Origin of the sequence: Nocardia sp. NBC_01730 (genome assembly GCF_035920445.1) — a bacterium.
Classification (GTDB): Bacteria; Actinomycetota; Actinomycetes; order Mycobacteriales; family Mycobacteriaceae; genus Nocardia.
Map to the genome: position 1 here is coordinate 6,020,625 of NZ_CP109162.1, position 19,780 is coordinate 6,040,404.

Annotated in this window: 13 protein-coding genes; 4 read left to right on the forward strand and 9 right to left on the reverse strand. The window is 67.2% G+C overall.

Annotated features, from left to right (window positions below; translation table 11 throughout):
- Nucleotides 1-494: 494 nt before the first annotated feature.
- On the reverse strand, nt 495-2,057 hold the full coding sequence (locus OHB12_RS25195; RefSeq protein ID WP_327111278.1) for a DUF2235 domain-containing protein: 1,563 nt from the start codon (nt 2,055-2,057) through the stop codon (nt 495-497).
- A 261-nt stretch (nt 2,058-2,318) separates the two neighbouring features.
- Here OHB12_RS25195 and OHB12_RS25200 point away from each other — a divergent pair, with 261 nt between their 5' ends.
- Complete coding sequence (locus tag OHB12_RS25200) at nt 2,319-3,086, forward strand: SDR family NAD(P)-dependent oxidoreductase (protein WP_327111280.1); 768 nt, start codon at nt 2,319-2,321, stop codon at nt 3,084-3,086.
- Here OHB12_RS25200 and OHB12_RS25205 read toward each other — a convergent pair whose 3' ends face one another.
- Both OHB12_RS25205 and OHB12_RS25210 read right to left on the reverse strand, forming a co-directional pair.
- Nucleotides 3,087-3,725, reverse strand: coding sequence for a class I SAM-dependent methyltransferase (locus OHB12_RS25205; RefSeq protein WP_327111282.1), 639 nt, complete (start codon nt 3,723-3,725; stop codon nt 3,087-3,089). It abuts the gene before it with no gap.
- Nucleotides 3,726-5,275: 1,550 nt separating this feature from the next.
- Nucleotides 5,276-6,271, reverse strand: a complete 996-nt coding sequence (locus tag OHB12_RS25210; RefSeq protein WP_327111284.1) for a stage II sporulation protein M — start codon at nt 6,269-6,271, stop codon at nt 5,276-5,278.
- 43 nt (nt 6,272-6,314) lie between these two features.
- Here OHB12_RS25210 and OHB12_RS25215 point away from each other — a divergent pair, with 43 nt between their 5' ends.
- Nucleotides 6,315-7,100, forward strand: coding sequence for an RDD family protein (locus OHB12_RS25215; RefSeq protein ID WP_327111286.1), 786 nt, complete (start codon nt 6,315-6,317; stop codon nt 7,098-7,100).
- 169 nt (nt 7,101-7,269) lie between these two features.
- Here the strand turns inward: OHB12_RS25215 and OHB12_RS25220 are convergent, their stop codons facing one another.
- From OHB12_RS25220 to OHB12_RS25245, 6 genes are all read right to left on the reverse strand, one after another.
- Nucleotides 7,270-8,565, reverse strand: coding sequence for a DUF58 domain-containing protein (locus OHB12_RS25220; RefSeq protein WP_327111288.1), 1,296 nt, complete (start codon nt 8,563-8,565; stop codon nt 7,270-7,272).
- Nucleotides 8,566-8,567: 2 nt separating this feature from the next.
- Nucleotides 8,568-9,551: an AAA family ATPase gene (locus OHB12_RS25225; protein WP_327111290.1), complete on the reverse strand. Its 984-nt coding sequence runs from the start codon at nt 9,549-9,551 to the stop codon at nt 8,568-8,570.
- A 67-nt stretch (nt 9,552-9,618) separates the two neighbouring features.
- Complete coding sequence (locus tag OHB12_RS25230) at nt 9,619-10,698, reverse strand: DUF4129 domain-containing protein (RefSeq protein ID WP_327111292.1); 1,080 nt, start codon at nt 10,696-10,698, stop codon at nt 9,619-9,621.
- Between the two features lie 79 nt (nt 10,699-10,777).
- A complete protein-coding gene (locus OHB12_RS25235) occupies nt 10,778-11,575 on the reverse strand; it encodes a hypothetical protein (protein WP_327111294.1) in 798 nt (265 codons plus the stop codon).
- A gap of 91 nt (nt 11,576-11,666) precedes the next feature.
- Nucleotides 11,667-11,822, reverse strand: a complete 156-nt coding sequence (locus OHB12_RS25240) for a hypothetical protein (RefSeq protein ID WP_327121426.1) — start codon at nt 11,820-11,822, stop codon at nt 11,667-11,669.
- Nucleotides 11,823-11,852: 30 nt separating this feature from the next.
- Entirely contained in the window at nt 11,853-13,556 is a 1,704-nt protein-coding gene (locus tag OHB12_RS25245; RefSeq protein WP_327111296.1) for a DUF4407 domain-containing protein, read from the reverse strand.
- 222 nt (nt 13,557-13,778) lie between these two features.
- Between OHB12_RS25245 and aroQ the strand changes: the two genes are divergently transcribed.
- A complete protein-coding gene (gene aroQ / locus OHB12_RS25250; RefSeq protein ID WP_327111298.1) occupies nt 13,779-14,354 on the forward strand; it encodes a gamma subclass chorismate mutase AroQ in 576 nt (191 codons plus the stop codon).
- Between the two features lie 748 nt (nt 14,355-15,102).
- The gene (gltB, locus tag OHB12_RS25255) at nt 15,103-19,755 is read left to right on the forward strand and encodes a glutamate synthase large subunit (protein ID WP_327111300.1); all 4,653 of its coding nucleotides are present in this window, start codon (nt 15,103-15,105) and stop codon (nt 19,753-19,755) included.
- Nucleotides 19,756-19,780: the final 25 nt, after the last annotated feature.

Consider the following 19,780-nt stretch of genomic DNA (forward strand, 5'->3'; position numbering starts at 1 on the left):
TGTACTGACAGGGCCTTTCGTTGCGGCCTCTGTACGCGCCGTGATTGCTGCTCGTTCCGCGCTCTCCCACACCGTAGCCGCGCCGATCCGCAGGGTCGTGCGAATAACGGTCTGCGGTGACGGCCACGATAGGTTGGGGCGAGACGATTGCCGGTGTCACCATCGCGCCTCCGATCAGGATCGCGGCCACCGCTCGACGCACGGTCCCGAGCATCCTTGCGTTCGCCATAGATACCTTCCCGTCATTTAACGTGCCATCAGATAGCGTTACGATAATAATGGTTGTCATCGGTGACGTGCGGGCGGGACTCGCGGCTGTATCGCCACCAAATGCCTTGGCGCGGAGCGGATCCTCCTGATGGGTGGCCGCAAGGATCCGACCGACATCGCCCGCTTTGTTGCCGCCGACGTGGCCGCCGCACGGGGCGCGGAAGGCTTCGAGCGGTGGAACTACGGCTGGTTCGGATCGTCCGGGAACCGAACGGGGGACCGGGTCACTCCTTCCTGGTCACCTCGAGCTGCACGCTGCCCCGGTTGTTCCCGTAGAAGCTCCACGCGTCGTTGGCGAACGCGTACAGGTACCCGGAGCGGGATACCTGGTGGTTGGTGCCTGCGCCGATGGGGATGTTTTTGTACGGGGCCTCTGCACCCTCGGGCGGGATCGTGTTGGCGACAACACCGATCAGCGACATCCACGGCATGCCTTCGTCCCGGCGGGTCAGGAAGTTCGCCCTCGGGCTTCTGGTCAGGCGCCGGATGATCCGCTCGCCCTGACCGATCAGTGTGCTGGCGAAGCGGAAAGCCTCGCCCAGGCGGACGCGCAGGCCGGTGGTGCCCGCGGGCCCGGACGGGATGTCGAGATCCAGCCACTGTCCCTTGGCGGAGAAGGTGTATTCGCCCGCTTCGAGGTAGAGGCCTGTCCAGTTCCACGGATCACGGGCAGACACGCTCGCCGTGCTGGATTCGCCCGGCGCGAGCGTCCGGGTGGGCCGGTAGGGTCCGCTGGTGATTGGTGGAGTCCGGTGACGCTCGTACACCGAACAGTGCAGCAATGGGTTGTTCCCGACCTTGTCGATCATGGGGGTGGCGCGGGGACGCGGCTCGATAAACGACTCCAGTATCGGGCGCAACAGAGGCTCGTACAACGGCTCGAGCAAGCCGTAGACGCCTTGGTTGTCGTCGTGCAGCACACCGAGTGCGTCGGGTCGGATCTGATTCTCCACATCTTCGCGGAACTCGAGCCCGACCGCGGTGCGTGACTCGTCGATCATCCATTTCAGCGCGCCGTCGCTAAGACCTGTCTCCCAGCGCCCGCCGCCCACATCCATGTGGCTGCCGGGGAACCACACCTGCTTGATGTCTTGACCCGGCGCCGGGTTGGACCACAACGTCGGAGTGAACGGCCCCCGCTGCTCGTCGAGTGCGACCGCGTGGCGACCGTGGCGAACGGCCGGGTCGAGCTTCACGTCATGGAAGGCATACCTCCGGGCGGGGTCCAGGAGGTTGAGCCAGCCGAAGGTGTCCGGGATACCCAGCGCACCGACGGTGTCCCACACTCCGACGAAGTCCAACGGAATCGGATTGTGCCGCCCCGGTTGATAGGTGAATCGGAGACCGTCGCTCCACCCGGGATCGGCGTCCTGCCCCAGACGGTACCGCTGGTACACACGCCGGATCTGACGCCAGACCTCGTCTTCGTCCAGGCCGGTGGTCTGGATCAGCCCGCACGCCGCGATCAGCCCGGCGAGGCTGCGTGCGGTAAAAGCACCGCGACTGAAACCGAACAGCGCGATTCGGTCCCCAGGCCGGTGAGTGGTGGTCAGCCAGTGGTAGGCGTCCATCACGTTGCCGGACAACCCGGCTCCGGCGATTCCCCCCAGCAGCCAGCCGAACAGACCACCGCTCTCGGTTCCCACCCCCGACTGGTACCGCGTCAGCTGGTCCTGCCCGTCCTTCGTGGTGTCCGAGAGAGCGTTGTACAAGCGGCGCGCATTCGTCACCGCCATCTGGCCCAACGTGTTCCAAGTGCCGTCGCAGCACATGACGAGTCGACGCATCGTTGCACCTCCTGGCACGCGAATGATTCCCGTGGAGTGGTGTGAAGCGTTGTGAATACCGGCCGTCGCCTATATCCCCCATCTGTGGCGACAACCCGAAAGGCAGATCCAGTTGATCCTGCTCCGACCGATGCGTGGTTGTCACTGGTCGTTAGGGCCTCGAAACAGCTTGCCGAAGGCCGTCTACCGAATCGCACCGGGTCCCGGCCGACCTGACGGAGGTGGCTTGACTCACAATGAGAACCTGTTCTAATTCTTGGCATGCGCAGATATGAAGGCCGCCGTGTGGTGGTGACGGGAGCGGGTTCCGGCATCGGGCAGGGCATCGCCCTGAGGCTGCTCGACGAGGGGGCACAGTTGGTCGCCGCCGATATCGACGCGACGGGCCTCGCGGCCACCGCGGCGAAGGCAGGCGATGCCACCGAACGATTGCGAACGGTCGAGGTGAACGTCGCCGACCCGGAGTCGGTGGGATCGGCCACCAGGCAGGCGCTGAAATTCCTCGGCGGCCTGGATGTGCTGGTGAACGGGGCGGGCATCCTGCGGCCTGCGCGCACTCACGAGATGCCGCTCGAGGTGTGGAACCAGGTGATCACGGTGAACCTCACCGGGACATTCCTGATGACCCAGGCGGCGCTGCCCGCGCTGCTGGACACCGGGCATGGGGTAGTGGTCAACATCTCCTCGACCGCGGCCTTCAGCGCAGCGCCCTACCTCGCGTCCTACGCGGCGTCGAAGGGCGGCGTGAACGCTTTCACCCATGCGATCGCGCTGGAGTACGCGAAGCAAGGGCTGCGCGCGGTGAACATCGTTCCCGCCGGTATCACGAGCGGCATCACCACGAAGTCCATCCGCGATCAGCCGGAGGGTTTCGATCCGCAGCTGTTCTCCAGGATGACCGGCTGGCTCAACGGCGGGGCGCTCGGCAGTCCGGAAGATATCGCCGGGGTGGTCGCCATGGTGGCCTCCGACGACGGACGCTATATGACCGGAACCGAGATCCGGGTCGACGGCGGCGCGCTGATGTAGCTACGTGGGTGTGGCGACGAGAAGATGGTGTGGGATCGGCGGATGCGCCAACTGTCGGTGCTCGACAACGCAGCCCGCCTGCTCCAGTGCGGCGATCACGTCCGACACCGGGCGAAGGGTGAAGCCGTAGGGCGTGAATGGCAGCTTCGCCATCGCGTCCGGATCACCAATCCCGATCACCAGACGGCCGCCCGGTCGGACCACCCTGGCGAGTTCGGCACAGGCCGCGGTCAGGTCCGCCACGAAGTAGATGGTGTTGACCGTGAGCGCGGCGTCGAGGCTGTCGTCCGCGAGCGGCAGCGCAGTGAGCGAACCTTCGTCGAGTCGTAGTCGGCCGGAGCCGATTTCGGCCGCGTGGCCGGAGCGGGCGCGGGCCAGCATGTCGTGCGAGATCTCGACGCCGTGCACCACACCCGTGTCGCCGACGCGCTTCAGCAAGAGCGAAAGCCCTGCGCCGCCACCGAATCCGATATCGGCGGCCGTTCCGCCTGTTGCGACGACGGCGGCCTCGACCGCGCCCGCGATGGCGCGCTTGTTGCCGCGGTTCAGCACGAACGCGACGCCCTTGCCGAGGACGCCATGCGGGTTACCGAGCTGACCAGCGAGGCTGGACAGCAGGCAGGCCCGGACTCCATTCATGCCGCCATCGTATCGATTCGGCCGGTGCTACGCCGGATCGGTCGATTCGGATGGATTTTCAGCGTGACAGCTCGGATGTCGTGAGCCGAAGGACGGCCACGATGCGCCTACCTTTGACCATCCTCGCCGCCTGCACGCACGCAGGCCAGGTCCTCTATGACACGGTCACCGGAATTCTGCGGGTCCGCTGAGATCGGCCGCCCGTGCTTTACGACGGGGCTGCCGATCTCGACGGTGATGCGGAGCCGGGTGTCGGAATCGATGCGGGACGAACTGATACCGGCAGGTTCACGCTGTGGATGACACTGTGAGCGCTTTCGGGATTGCCGGTCTTCGCCGATCGGTGAACGTGTCCGGGAAGCCGGCGGTGCAGTCTCGGCCGACGGGCGGTCAGGGCTGTGGATATCTCTGTGTGTGGCTTCGGGATTCAGTGCCGGGGGTCCGCAACAACTCTGCGGGGGATTCGGAACTCCGGAGCCTGCTCGCGGCTCTGGTTCTGCGTGTGACCGGCGGGGGAAGTATTCACCGGCTTGGGGATGGGTGTGGATCAAAATTATTGATGCAACTACGGTTCCTGGGGATGGCCGGGGAGTTGGGGGCTGTGGATATCGCAGGGTCGATCGCGGCATCGTCGATTGATGCGCAAGTGCGGTGGTTCGTTGTACACAGCGGTGGAGTTCTGTACGTGCACAGCTGTGGACAGTGCCGGACCGGATGAGCGAACGCGTCTGCCGTCGGTCGCTCGAAGCGTAGGGCGGATGTGAGCGGGAGCACCCCGCCGACAGAGTTGATCGAGGGTTTGTCGGCAGGCCTCCAGCGCGTTGACGGGGTGTGACGTAGGTCTCGTGAAGCCGTGCTGCGGTGTCGATTTCGCGGGTTCGCCCAGGTTTGAAGGGGCGATGAGGCGAAGATCACACACCTGATTATGGTTGCGGTCGAGGTGCTGACACCTGCTGTTCAGATGGCTGCGTATGGACCCTTTCGCAGCCGGTTATTCTCGATCTTGACAAGACACAAGCATGGCAACGGCTCGTTTAGCCGAGTGTGCATCTTGTTTATTGAGCGTTAAACAAACCTTGGGTCGCTTTTATCTGTACGGCACTCAGCAATCGTCATCAACCACAGGTGAACGCGCAGGTGAGCGCGCACAACTGCTACCATAGAGTGGTCTATTCCGCCGGTGTAGCTAATGCTCTGGAAAAAGACCGATTCACCCTCTTCGTGCTCGGGGGAGGGGTGTATCGACGGTTTCATCGGAGAGCCGTTTGCCTGCCCGGGCGGTGGTCGCGGCTAAAGCCTCGGGTTAGCTGGCTATGGGAATTGTGAGGTGCCGCCAGCGTTTGCTGGCCCGCTGCTTTATACGCTTGACCTCGGCGGGGAGGGTTGCGTAGGGATAACGGTTGTGTAGAGTTGACGGTAACGCTGGCCGCAGCTCGAGCACGACTCGCTGCGGCCAGCGGAACTCAACCGGGGGGCATCGAAACCGATCCGTGACCTTGTGCTGCTGCCGATTGGCCAACCATCTCCACTCGTGGTGTGCTGGTTGTTCGCTAGAGATTGCTCGTGGACAAGTGGCCCGGCTCGTCAGTAGGGCCGCCGACCTGTTCCAGGACCACGCTGCGCCCGACCCCGAACACATAGACCAGGAACAACGCTTCGGCGGTGAAGCCGATCGCGATTCGGATCGGTGCAGGCAGCGGACTCGGCGTCACGAAACCCTCGATGAAGCCACACACCAGCAACACGCCAACCAGCCCGAGCGCCACCGTCGCGGTCGCCCGGCCCTGCCGGGCCACCGCCTCCACCCGGCTCAGCCGACCCGGATCGATCAGTGTCCAACCGAGTTTCAGCCCGGCACCGCCTGCAACGAAGACCGCAGTCAGCTCCAGTGTGCCGTGCGGCAGGATGAAACCGAAGAACGAATCCAGCCGCCCCGCATCGGCCATCAACCCCGCGGAGACGCCCAGATTCAGTGCGTTCATGAACAGCAGGTAGGCGGCGGGAAGGATCAACACGCCCGTGAACAAGGCCATCGCCGTCACCCAGGCATTGTTCGTCCACACCTGTGCGGCGAACGCTCCATGGGGATGCTCCGAGTAGTACGTCTCGAACGCACCACCGGGCGCGGTGAGGTCCGCCGTGTCGTCCGAAATGCCGAGAACCGTACGCGCAGAATCGAACCGGTCTACCCAGACGGCCAGGCTCGCCGACACGAGCAGGAACACCGCGGCCACGCCTACCCACCACGGCCACGCCCGGTACAGGGCCGCAGGGAAGCGGTGGGTGAAGAAGCGGCCGATCCCCTGCCAGGTGTCCGCTCTCGTCCCGAGCACTCGGCCGCGCGCACGGGTCAGCAGCGCGCTCAGACCGGCGATCAGCTCCGGGTCAGGGCTGTGCGACTGCAAACGCGCCAGCTGCTGGGAGGTGCGCCGGTAGAGCATGACGAGTTCGTCTGCCTCCGCGCCGGTCAACTTGTTCCGCTTGGACAGGTAGTCGAGCCGCTCCCACGCCCGCCGGTGCGCCAAGCTGTACGCGTCCACGTCCATTCGGTTGCCTCCCACTACCGCCGGTCGGAAGAATGCTATCGAGATGGCTGAGTTCACAACCGGCGAAGCGGTGGCCTTGGAGCTGCCGATCGCGCGGATCCCCACCAGGGCCACCGCGTTTCTGATCGACGTGGTTGTCCAGTTCGCACTCGGCTGCGCCCTCATGTTCCTGATCGCGACGGTACTGCTGCCCACAGGTGTGGATTCGGCTTGGCTGGATGTGGCCGTACTGGTCACCATCGTCGGTGTCCTGGTCGGCTACCCGGTGGCCTGTGAGACCACTTCACGTGGGCGGACGCTGGGCAAGCTGCTGCTCGGACTGCGCGTGGTGCGAGCGGACGGCGGACCCATCGACTTCCGGCACGCGCTCACCCGCGGCCTCGCCGGAGCCGTCGTCGACTTCTGGATGCTCGGCGGGTTCGGCGCCATCGCGGTGCTCACCTCGATGTGCTCGCCCAACGCGCGGCGCGTCGGCGACGTGCTCGCCGGGACCGTCGTGGTACACGCGCAGCGGGCGCTGCCGCCACCCGCGCTCGCGGTCGCGCCGCCGTGGCTGACGGGCTGGAGTGCACAGCTCGACCTGTCCGGGCTGCCGGAGGATCTGGCGTTGGCGGTGCGGCAGTATCTGACGCGGTTCCGCGCGCTGACCCCCGCCGCACAACACGACTTGGGCACAGCTCTCGTGGCAGAGGTGTGCAGGCGGGTACGGGTCGCGCCGCCGCCCGGCTATCCGCCGCTGCAGATTCTCGGCGCGATCGTCGCCGAGCGACAGCGTCGTGTGCTGCCGCCGCCGATGTTCCCGCCGCCGTTCCCGGTGCGAGCGAGTTAGGTGTTCGCAGCGATGTGATCGTCGGTCTCGCGTAAGAATCCGTCCAGTCGTGCTGGCGTGATCCAGGAGGCCCGGAACGGATTCCTAGCCAACTGCACCAGCTCATCGGCGCTCGCGCCGGGATGCCCTGGACTATGCCGTCGGAAGGCCGAGAGGGTGTGCGGGTCGACTACATGGCGCCGGACTGCTTGAGCTCCAGGTATTCGTCCGCGAGCGCCTCAGGCAGGCGCTCCGGGGGAGCGGCGACGACCGCGATCCCGCGGCGGCGTAGGGATTCCTGGACCAAGGCGCGTTCGGCGAGCACGGATTCGGCGGTGGCCGCGGCGTAGAGGTCGGCGAGGGTGTCGCGACGGGTCGCGGCCGCGGCGACATCCGGGTCGGTGACCGAGACGATGAGAACCCGATGACGTTGCGCGAGAACGGGCAATACCGGAAGCAGGTTCTCCTCGACCGCTGCACCGTCCAGAACGGTGAACCACACGACCAGGCTGCGGCGGCACGTCCGCTGGATTGCGGCGCGCACCAGCCCGGAGCTGTCGGTATCGACGAGGGCAGGGATGATTCCCGCCATCGCGTGCATCAGCTTCAGCTGCAAGCCCTTTCCGCGGACACCGCGCACCTCGGCGCGCGGCTGCCGGTCGAAGGCCAGCAGGTCCACCGAGTCGCCCGCGGCGGCCGCGAGTCCGCCGAGCAGCAGGGCCGCCTCGATGCTCGCGTCCAGGCGGGTGCCCGCACCGACCCGGCCCGCGCTGATCCGCCCGGTATCCAGCAGCATCAGCATGTGCCGGTTGCGTTCCGGGCGCCAAGTACGAACCAGCACGTCGGTGGCGCGGGCGGTGGCCCGCCAGTCGATGGCCCGCACATCGTCGCCCGCGACGTACTCGCGGAACGAGTCGAACTCGGTGCCCTGCCCGCGCAGGTCGGCCACGTTGCGACCTTCGAGATGCTGCAGCCGCTTGACTTTCGAACGAAGCAGCCGTTCGCTGCGGAACGCGGGCAGCGCGCGCACCCGGGCGGGCACGCTGTGCCTGGTCTGCCTGCCCGCCAGCCCGAACGGGCCGAGCAGCCGCACGGTGACCTGGCCCGCGACCCGGTCGCCGCGGTAGGTCGGGCTGAGCGTGGTGCGGAACCGGACCTTGGTGCCCGGCGCAAGATTCACCCGGTGCGTCCGGTTCCGGGTGTGCACGCTGTCGGGCCAGTCGTCCCACAACGTTCCGCGCAGCACCCGCGCGCCCGTGTTCACCGCGACAATTTCCACCTCGACGGAGCGCCCGAGCCGCACCACGGTCAGCGGTTCCCTGGACAACGCCAGATCCCGCGCTCGGCCCACCGCGCCGAGATCGAGAAGCAGCGCCGCGGCCAGCGCGCAGGTCAGCACGACCACGGACAGCCAGGTCGGCAGGACAAGGGTGACGAACATCGCCGCGACTCCTGCCGCGGCGGCCAGCCGACCGGTGACGACCACGGCTACACCGGAACCGGAACCGACAGCAGCAGCGCTACCATCACGCCCTCGGTGGTCACCCCGTCCAGCTCCGCCTCCGGCCGCAGATGCAGGCGGTGCCGGAGCACGGCGACCGCGACGGCTTTCACGTCGTCCGGCGTGACGAACCCGCGGCCGTTGAGCCAGGCGAACGCACGGGAGGCCGCCATCAGCGCGGTGGCGCCCCGGGTCGACGCACCGTGCTGCACGGCTGGGGAGGCGCGGGTGGCCCGGCACACGTCGACGGTGTACGCGAGTACCTCAGGGGTGATCGTCACGTGCGCGACGGCGGCGCGCGCTGCGGCGATGTGTGCCGGGCCCGCCACAGGACGCAACCCGGCGGCGACCAGATCGCGCGGATCGAAGCCCGCGGCATGCCGCTGCAGGATGCGGAATTCGTCGTCGCGGCCGGGCAGGTGGATGTCGACCTTGAACAGGAATCGATCCAGCTGCGCCTCCGGCAGCGGGTAGGTGCCCTCCTGCTCGATCGGGTTCTGCGTGGCGACAACTACGAACGGATCGGGCAGTGGCCGGGGCTTCCCGTCCACCGAGACCTGCCGCTCCTCCATCGATTCCAGCAAAGCCGACTGGGTTTTCGGTGGCGTGCGGTTGATCTCGTCGGCCAGCAGCAGGTTGGTGAACACCGGGCCGTGCCGGAAGGTGAATTCCGCCGAGTGCGGATCGTAGATCTGCGAACCGGTGACGTCGCCAGGCATCAGGTCCGGGGTGAACTGGACGCGCGCGTGCTCCAGATCCAGCGCCGTAGCCAGCGCCCGCACCAACAGCGTCTTGGCGACGCCGGGAACACCTTCGAGCAGGACGTGGCCGCGGCACAGCAGCGCGAGCACCAGGAACATGATCGCGTTGTCGTTGCCGACCACCGCCTTACCGATCTCGGCGCGCAGCGCATTGAACGCGGCGACCGCTTCCTCGGCCGTCGGGGTGTGGTTGGTCTCGGTGCTGGTCATCCGACCTCCTGTGTTCTGCGGGTATTCCCGCACCCCGTCGGTCGAATGAGCACTGCGCGAGTGTGTCTCATCCGACCTCCGATTCGATCCGTTCGAGTTGGGTGGCGACTATCCGCAGGGTTCCCGTATCCGGCACCGGGCCGAACAGGGCTGCGGCGATGTGGTTGGGGTCGGCCCCGGTGCGCGCGGCGATGACGCCGACGATTCGGTCCGGTGGGGTGTCAGCGGTGACACCGAGCGGTGTCCGGATGCGACGCAGGGTGGCCGCGCGCAGTTTCGCGGCGACGTGGTCATGGTCCTTCGATCGCCGATACAACGTGGCCTGCCCGGCGAGCAGCTCGTTTGCCGCGACCTCGACCGGGCGCGGTTCGCGTACCAGTACGCCCCGCCGACGTGCCCGCCACCACACCACCAATGCGGCGGCGATGAGGAACTGCAAGCCGCCGAAGAAGACCGGTGCGGGCAGCCGCTCCCAGATCGGGTCGTCACCCACGCCGAAGCCGGGGCCGTCGTACGAGCCGTCCGGCGGAACGTCCGGCAGGTCCGGGGGACCCTTCGGTGGTGGCGGGGCCGTCGGCGCCTCACAGGACTGCAGCGCGCCGTAGAGCAGCAGCAGCAGTGCGGCCGTCGCGGCCAAGCCTGCCCAGAATCTGGGGTCGCGCAATAGATTCGGTAGCGGCGGCAGTCGGCGCTTGTTCCGCGGCGCATGTTTCACCGCGTCGATCTCGGGGGGTGCCGGTGCGGGCGGCGGCGCGGCCGCGGAGAACCGGTCAGCGTATTCGAGCCTGCGATACTCGTCTTCGGTGGCCCGGCGTCCGCCGTAGACCACCTCGTCGAAACTGTATGCGGCGGGGTGTAATTCGGTGGCGACCGCGAGCGGCAGCGCGGTTGTCACGTCGTCGGCGGTCTCTCGCGCTGTTCGCGAGCGCCGCACTTCCAGCATGCCGCGCTGTTCGAGGCCGCGCAGCACCGCGCGGAAGCGTTCACGCAGCGCGCTGTCGAAATCGCGGCGCTGTGCTGCCGATTCCGCGGCGGCCCGATGGTCGGCGGCGGCGCCGAGCCGAGGGGTGCCGGGTGCCTGGTCATTCGTGGCATCGGTGCCCTTGGTCAGCGCGACCTGCCGCTCCGCGTCCGCGCGTTCGCTCATGACTCCACCTCGCTGGCGCTCGGCTCCGCCATGACCGAGCGATGCTCGGCTGCGCCTATGAGCGTTGCGCGATTGTCTCTCATCGCGCCTCCTGACCGGGGATGCGGATGTCCAATCCTTCCCTGCGGCAGCGGCGATCGATGTAGCACACCACGCGCGAAGATGCCTCGACCACCTCGCCGAACGCGGTGAGCAGCAGCACGGCACCGGTGCTCAGCACGATCACCGGCCACTGATGGGTGCCGGAGAAGTCCGTGAGGAACCACGGGATGCCCAGCAGCGGAACCGCGAGCAGCCCGAACAAGGCACGCTGGGTTGTCCACAGTCCCGCCGTCGGCCAATCCGCTCCCTCGACAAGCAGCCTGGAACGAGCGACGGCCTCGCGGTGCGAGGTGCGCTCCACGAACAGCACCGGGACCGCGGCCCAGCGGCGCGCCCGCAGCCAGCCGAGCCAGAGCAACGCCAGCGGCAGCGTGACGATCAGGACGCCGCACACCGCGATCACGCCGACACCCACCAGCGTGAACAGCACCTGGAACTTCAGAAGCGATCCGAACGCCGCACCGAACCGGCCCAGCGCGGTGCGCCAGCCGATCGGCCTCCCAGTCATGGTCGCCAGGCCGATCGCCACCGTTGTCCCGCGCAGCACGAACCGCAGCAGCCACGCACAGACAGCCGTCGACAGGATCGCCGCCCATGCGGTGCCCGCGTCCGAGCCGTCGGTCAGCGCCGAGCCACCCGCGGTCACCGCGACGACAACGGCCTCGGCGGCGAGCAGGCCCGCCACGCTCAACCCGGCCAGGGCGCGGATGTTCGCCTGGATCAGCGCGAACGGCACATCTAGCAGTTCGCGGAAGGTCAGCGGTCGGATCGGCACCGTCGTTTCAGAGGACCCTGGTACCGGATCTTTTCCCGCCCCGACGGCACCGGCCGGGTCGGCGGCTGGTCGCACGGGCCGAGTCTAACCGTCAGCGCTCGAGCAGGCGGTCCACAACGTGCCGGTAGCGGGTCGGGTCGATCGGCGGCAGGCCGAGCAGCGCGCGCAGGTATACGCCGTCGCCGACCAGTTGGATGATGTCGGCCGGACCAGGTCGGTGACCTCGGCGTCCAGGCCGTCGGACCAGGAGTTCATCATCTCGACCCCTAAGAGCGGGTCAGTGGCCGGGCGGCAGCGCGCGGCGGTTGTTGCCGGGCAGTTCGGGATTCCGCTGGCCGGCCAGTTCGTCCCTGCGGGCGGCGGTCGGCAGTCCATAGCCTGCCGCGCCGGTCGGCGGGAGAGAGGAATAGCGCGGAGGCTGGGGCGGGTAGTCCGCATCGACGACGGTGGAGGCGACGCGCTGAGCGTGCAAGACCTCGGGGGATCCCGGTGGCTGGAAGCCGACCGGAGCGCCAACGGGCTGACCGTGCGAGTCCTGTGCGTCGACGGTGACCTTGCGCGTGCGGCGCAGGGTGAAGGTGATCTCCTCGACCTCTTCGAACGCCTGGCGCGCGGTGCGCAGCGGGTGCGTCGCGGTGTCGATCGCATTGGCGACGAACGAAGGAACAAGCGGCCGGATGAAGCGGGCCGCGGTGTCAGTGAACGGCACGGTGCCGATCAGCGGGAGCTCGAGACCCCCGCCGGTCGCGGGCACGGTGGGCACCGCCGCCGCGGTGGCAGGGATCGGTAGGTTCAGCGTCACGACTCGCTCTTCAGACACGGAGCTGTCCTTTCGATCGTCAGCCGGTGCGGCTGGAAGTTCGGGGCGGCGCGGCGGTTCGGTGATACCGATCTCGATGCCGCCGATGGCCGCGACGATGCGGGTGCGCTGCCGTTCCCGGTCGATGGCCGTGTCCGCCTCGACGGCGAGCCGGGCGGCGGTGAGTTGCTGTTCCGCGCGCAGTGTCTCGGCCTCGGCGCGCACCTCGGCCATTCTGACCGCGATGGCCGCGTCGGCGTCGCGTTCGGCGCGGTCATGCACGGTGCGCGCCGCGTTGTGCCGGTCGAACGATGTCTCGCCGCGCCACCAGCGCAGCACCAGCGGCAGCAGGGCAAGCACCACCGCTGCCACGATGGTCAGGATGCGCAGCGGCAGTGCGTCACGCACCGTGTACTCGTTCATCGCCTGCCAGCGCGCGCCGAGGCCGCGGTCGGCGCCATCGAAGGCGGCGGTACGTGCGCCGGCGACCGCGTTCGCGTCGTCGGCGATCCGCTGGTCGGCCGCGTCCACCCGGCCCTCGGCCGCGGCGAGCTGCTTGCGGGCGTCGTCGAGCATGTCGTTGGCGGTCTGCGCCTCGGGGCCGCGGCCGGGGACGCCGGTGATTTTGGTCTGCGGGCACTCCGGCGTCGGGTTGTACTCGCAGCGTGCGATCACCAGCGCACGGTCGATATCGGCCTGCGTCGTGGTGATCGATTGGTCCAGCGCGGCCCAGTCGGCCTTCGCCCGGTCCAGTTCGGTCTGCGCGGCGACGACCAGCGGCGCCGAATCGACCGATCGCTGGGCCTTCTCGTCCAGCAGCCGGTCGACGGTCGCGCCGAAGAGCACGACCGCGGCGATTTCAGCGATCAATCCGCCCGCCAGCACCGCGATCGCGATCCGCGCGATCAGCCCGAGCCGATCCGGTCCTCCGCTCGGCCGTGCGGTCGCGAGGGCCCGCGCGATCGCGCCCGTCAGCGCCGCGACCACCAGGGCCACCGCGAGGACGGCCCACAGCGGCCAGGTTTCGGTCGAGGCGAGGGTGAGGGCGGTAACCGCACCGGAAACCGTTGCGAACAACAGGACCACAGCGCCGGTGACGGCGTAACCGGCACGCTCGTGACGGCCGGTGATTTCGCTGCTCTGACCCCCGCCGAGCCAGGTGAACAAGCCGGTGACGGTCATCGGAATGCACATCCTCTACGTCCCAGTCGCTTTCGCGGGCGCGGCGAAATTGTCACGGATTCGTTGTGACAGCGTGACAGGCCGAGGTCCGACATACCGAGCAGGGGCGGCCGGATGTGTCCAGGCTCACAGGCCTGTGTGCGTCGCGGAGTGCGGTGGATGATTGCGCCTACTCTGACGCGGTGATTCGTTTCCGCGCGAGCGATCCCAGGAGGTCCCGACATGCGCAGAGTCGTGCTGACGATCCTCTCGGCGGCGCTGCTCGTGTGGCCCGCTAGCGCTAGCGCGTCCCCAGGCGACGAGCCGATGGACCGGTTGGTCGCGCTGGTGGTCGAGCGGCTGGATACCGCCGACGTGGTGGCGGCCGCGAAGTGGGCGGCGGCGAACGAACGCGGCATCGAGCCGACCATCGACGATCCTGCCCGCGAGGCCGAGGTCTACGACGCGATGGCCCGGTTCGGCAATAGCCGCGACTTGCCGGAGAACCGGGTGCGGCAGGTGTTCTTCGGGCAGATCGAAGCGAACAAGACGGTGCAGCGCGGGCTTATGGTGCGGTGGCGCTTCGACCCCGCCGCAGCGCCGAGTACCCCCGCCGACCTCGTGTCCGTCCGCCCGATCATCGACCGGGTGAACATCGAGATCCTCGACGAGTTGGCCGCGCACCGGGCCGAGCTGACCGCACCGGATTGCGCGGAACGGTTGGCGCGCAGCGTCTTCGGAGTGTTCGCCGCGGGCAAGAGCGATGCGCTGCACCAGGCCGCGCTGGTGCGCGCCGCGGCTTCCCTCTGCCCGGCCTAGGTGGTGTCCCGCCATGTGGCACGGCGGGTCGGATCAGTGCTCGATCGGATGTGACCAACCCCACTCCATGGCATTTGCTAAGAGTGTGCCGAAAGGCATGGGCGGTAAAAGAGGCCGTACGGTCGGATCGCATTCCTGGCATGTCACACCCTGTCGGAAATATCTCATCCACCCGATCGTCGAGTTAGCCGCCGTCGAGTGGTTTGCCGCGCCCCGGGTCGGGGAAATCTTTTTCGATGCAGGTGAGGGTGGGTTCCTGACCTTCTTGCTTGGTTTCGGCCCGCTTTCGCGCGCCTGTTTCACCAGGCTGGCATCGAGTGCCATGGTATCGATCAAGCGGTACTCGCTGCTTTACACTGGACGACGCGCACACGTGGAGGACCGCATTGAAGAAGCCCAGCTAGACCGGGTTATTAGCGCAACCTAAGTTGGTTGGGCACCGGACCTGACTTATCGTTTGCTCTTACGCCGAACACAGAATGTCCGGCGACATCGCCCGCTCGGGCAGCCCTAGCCGGTGCTCAGCGTAGCGGGCGAGACCCCGCGCGGAGGTAAGGATCTTGTTATGGATCTGTAACCGACGAGCACCCACTACATCCCAGAAGCGGGTGGAACAACTGCAGACCTGACTGCACGCCGAAGACCATCAGCGCGGCTGGCTTCGGAACGTACGGGCGCAGTCTTGTACGGAGGCGTTCGACGAAAGGCCGTTTTTTCTTCGAAGGCCGACTTTCTTGAAGGCAGAGGCATGACGCAACTTCCTGGCCACAGGTCCCCTGGACCCATCGGGCTCTACGACCCGGCGAACGAGCACGACGCCTGCGGCGTCGCATTCGTCGTCGACATGCACGGCCGACGCAGCCGCGACATCGTCGACAAGGCTATTACGGCTCTGTTGAACCTGGAGCATCGTGGTGCCGCGGGCGCCGAACCCAACAGTGGTGACGGTGCGGGCATCCTGCTCCAGATTCCGGACCGCTTCTTCCGCGCCATCGTGGACTTCGAGCTGCCGCAGGAGGGCTCCTACGCCTCCGGTATCGCCTTCCTTCCGCAGGCCCGTCGCGAAGCCGCGCGCGCCGCCTACGGTGTAGAGAAGATCGTCAAGGAAGAGGGCCTCGTGGTCCTCGGCTGGCGTGAGGTGCCGATCGACGACTCGTCGCTCGGCGCACTGTCGCGGGATGCCATGCCGACCTTCCGCCAGATCTTCATCGCCTCGCCGACCAGCGCTGCCGAGCAGTTGACGGGGATGGATCTGGAGCGTCGCGCCTACGTCGTGCGCAAGCGGGTCGAGCACGAGCTGGGATCGGCCGGTGCTGGTGAGGGCGCGGTCGGTAAGGAATCGGTCTACTTCCCGAGCCTGTCCGGGCAGACCTTCGTCTACAAGGGCATGTTCACCACGCCGCAGCTACGCGCGTTCTACCTGGACCTGCAGGACTCCCGGGTGGAGAGCGCCCTCGGCATCGTGCACTCCAGGTTCTCCACCAACACCTTCCCGTCCTGGCCGCTCGCACACCCGTTTCGCCGGGTTGCGCACAACGGTGAGATCAACACGGTCACCGGCAACGAGAACTGGATGCGCGCCCGTGAAGCGTTGCTGCGCAGCGACGTCTTCGGGATCGACTCCGCGGGCAAGAACCGGCTGGAGAAGGTCTTCCCCGTCTGTACCCCGGGGGCAAGCGACACCGCCCGGTTCGACGAGGTGCTGGAACTGCTGCATCTCGGCGGGCGCACCTTGCCCCATGCCGTGCTGATGATGATTCCCGAGGCATGGGAACGCAACGACACCATGGACCCGCAGCGGCGGGCCTTTTACGAGTACCACTCGATGCTGATGGAGCCGTGGGACGGCCCCGCATCGGTGTGCTTCACCGACGGCACGGTCGTCGGCGCCGTGCTGGACCGCAACGGCCTGCGCCCCAGCCGCGTCTGGGTGACCGATGACGGTCTGGTCGTGATGGCCTCCGAGGTGGGCGTGCTCGACATCGACCCGTCGAAGGTGGTCAGGAAGGCTCGATTGCAGCCGGGCCGCATGTTCCTGGTCGATACCGCACAGGGCCGGATCGTCGGCGACGAGGAGATCAAGTCCCAGCTTGCCAGCGAGCACCCGTACCAGGAGTGGCTGGACGCGGGTGTATCCCGCCTCGCCGACCTGCCCGACCGCCCGCATGTGCACATGTCGCACGACCGCGTGCTGATTCGCCAGCAGATCTTCGGATACACCACCGAGGAGCTGAACCTGCTGATCTCGCCGATGGCCAAGACCGGGCTCGAAGCGCTCGGCTCGATGGGCACCGACACCCCGATCGCGGTGCTCTCGTCCCGTCCACGCCTGCTGTTCGACTACTTCTCCCAGCTGTTCGCGCAGGTCACCAACCCACCGCTGGACGCGATCCGGGAAGAGGTCGTCACCAGCCTGAAGCGCAACATCGGCCCGGAGGCAGACCTGCTGCATCCGGGACCGGAGTCCTGCAACCAGATCGCCCTCGAGGGACCGATCCTGGACAACGACGAGCTGGCCAAGCTCGTGCACATCAACGACGACGGCTCGCACCCCGAGCTGCGCTCGGTGGTCGTCCGCGGCCTGTACCCGGTGCAGAAGGGTGGCAAGGGCCTGCGCAAGGCGCTCGAGGCGATCAACATCCAGGTGTCGGCCGCCATCGACGGCGGAGCACGGATCATCGTGCTGTCCGACCGCGAGTCCAACGAGAAGCTGGCGCCGATCCCGTCGCTGCTGCTGACCTCCTCGGTGCACCACCACCTGGTACGCGAACGCACGCGGACGATGGTCGGCCTTGTCGTGGAGGCCGGTGACGCCCGCGAGGTGCACCAGATGGCGACCCTGGTCGGCTTCGGCGCGGCCGCGATCAACCCGTACATGGCCTTCGAGACCATCGAGGACATGCTCGAACGCGGCGCGCTGGAGCTGCCGGGCAGCACCGGCGACCTCGCCGCCGACTACCGCAAGGCCGTTGCGAACTACAACAAGGCCGCGGGCAAGGGCGTGCTGAAGGTGATGTCCAAGATGGGCATCTCCACCTTGGCCTCCTACAACGGCGCGCAGCTTTTCCAAGTGATCGGTCTGTCGCAGGAACTGGTGGACGAATACTTCACCGGCCTGCGCTCGCACCTGAACGGCGTCGACCTGGATGACCTCGCGGCCGACGTCGCCGAGCGGCACCGGGTCGCGTTCCTGGAGAACCGCAACGAGCGCGCGCATCGCGAGCTCGAGGTCGGTGGTGAATACCAGTGGCGGCGCGAGGGCGAATACCACCTGTTCAACCCGGACACGGTGTTCAAGCTGCAGCACGCGACCCGCTCCGGCCAGTATCCGATCTTCAAGGAGTACACCAAGCTGGTCGACGACCAGTCCGAGCGGCTCGCATCGCTGCGCGGTCTGTTCAAGTTCAAGGACAGGGCACGCAGCCCGATCCCGATCGATGAGGTCGAGTCCGCCGCCGAAATCGTGAAGCGGTTCTCGACCGGTGCGATGAGCTACGGTTCCATCTCGTCCGAGGCGCACGAGACCTTGGCGATCGCGATGAACCGCATGGGCGGACGATCGAACTCGGGTGAGGGCGGCGAGTCGCCGGCCCGCTACGAGCCGGAGGAGAACGGCGACTGGCGGCGCAGCGCGATCAAGCAGGTGGCCTCCGGTCGCTTCGGCGTGACCGCGCACTACCTGACCAACTGCACCGACATCCAGATCAAGATGGCGCAGGGCGCGAAGCCCGGTGAGGGCGGACAGCTTCCGGCGCACAAGGTGTACCCGTGGGTCGCCGAGGTGCGGCACTCCACGCCGGGCGTCGGCCTGATCTCGCCGCCGCCGCACCACGACATCTACTCGATCGAGGATCTGGCGCAGCTGATCCACGACCTGAAGAACGCGAACCCGCAGGCACGGATTCACGTGAAACTAGTCGCGGAGCCGGGTGTCGGCACCGTCGCCGCGGGCGTCTCCAAGGCGCACGCGGACGTCGTGCTGATCTCGGGCCACGACGGTGGCACCGGTGCGTCGCCGCTGACCTCGCTCAAGCACGCGGGTGGTCCCTGGGAGCTCGGCCTGGCAGAGACCCAGCAGACGTTGCTGCTCAACGGACTTCGCGACCGGATCGTGGTGCAGGTCGACGGCCAGATGAAGACCGGCCGCGACGTGATGATCGCCGCGCTGCTCGGTGCCGAGGAGTACGGCTTCGCCACCGCGCCCCTGGTGGTTTCGGGCTGCATCATGATGCGCGTCTGCCACCTGGACACCTGCCCCGTCGGTGTCGCGACGCAGAACCCGGTGCTGCGGGAACGCTTCACCGGTAAGCCGGAATTCGTCGAGAACTTCTTCCTGTTCATCGCCGAAGAGGTCCGCGAACTGCTGGCGAAGCTGGGCTTCCGCACGCTGGCCGAGGCCATCGGCCGGGTCGACCTGCTCGACACCTCCAAGGCCAAGCAGCACTGGAAGGCCAGCAAGCTGGACCTGTCGCCGATCCTCGACGACGTCGAGACGGCGTTCATGTCCCAGGACCGCCGCTGCACCAAGTCGCAGGACCACGGGCTGGACAAGGCGCTGGACCAGCAGCTGATCGCGCAGAGTCGGGACGCGCTGGAGCGGGGCCGGGCGGTGAAGTTCGAAACCAAGATCACGAACGTGAACCGCACCGTCGGCACCATGCTCGGCCACGAGGTGACCAAGCTGTACGGTGGTGCGGGCCTGCCCGACGACACCATCGACATCACTTTCACCGGATCGGCGGGCAACAGCTTCGGCGCCTTCGTGCCCGCGGGTATCACGTTGCGAGTGCAGGGTGACGCGAACGACTATGTCGGTAAGGGTCTTTCCGGCGGCCACCTCGTGGTGCGCCCGTCGCTGAACGCGCCCGCGGAGTTCATCGCGGAGCAGAACATCATCGCGGGCAATGTGATCCTGTTCGGCGCCACCAGTGGCCAGGCGTTCATCAACGGCGTGGTCGGCGAGCGGTTCGCCGTGCGCAACTCCGGCGCCACCGCAGTGGTCGAGGGCGTCGGAGACCACGGTTGTGAATACATGACCGGAGGTCGCGTAGTCATCCTCGGCGAGACCGGCCGCAACTTCGGCGCCGGTATGTCCGGCGGTGTCGCGTTCGTCTTCGACCCGAACGGCACTTTCGAGGCGAAGCTCAACCCCGAGCAGGCCGACGCGGTCGAGCAGCTGTCCGGTGACGATTTCACCTGGCTGCACGACATCATCACCCAGCACCGTGACCAGACGGGTTCCGCTGCCGCCGACCGCATTCTGAGCGATTGGTCGCAGCAGGTGAACCATTTCATCAAGGTCATGCCGCGCGAATACAAGAAAGTTCTGCTCGCCATCTCCGAAGCTGAGAAGAGTGGCAAGGACGTGGACGAGGCGATTATGGAGGCGGCCCGTGGCTGACGCGAGACGCGTTCGAGAGCTGAGT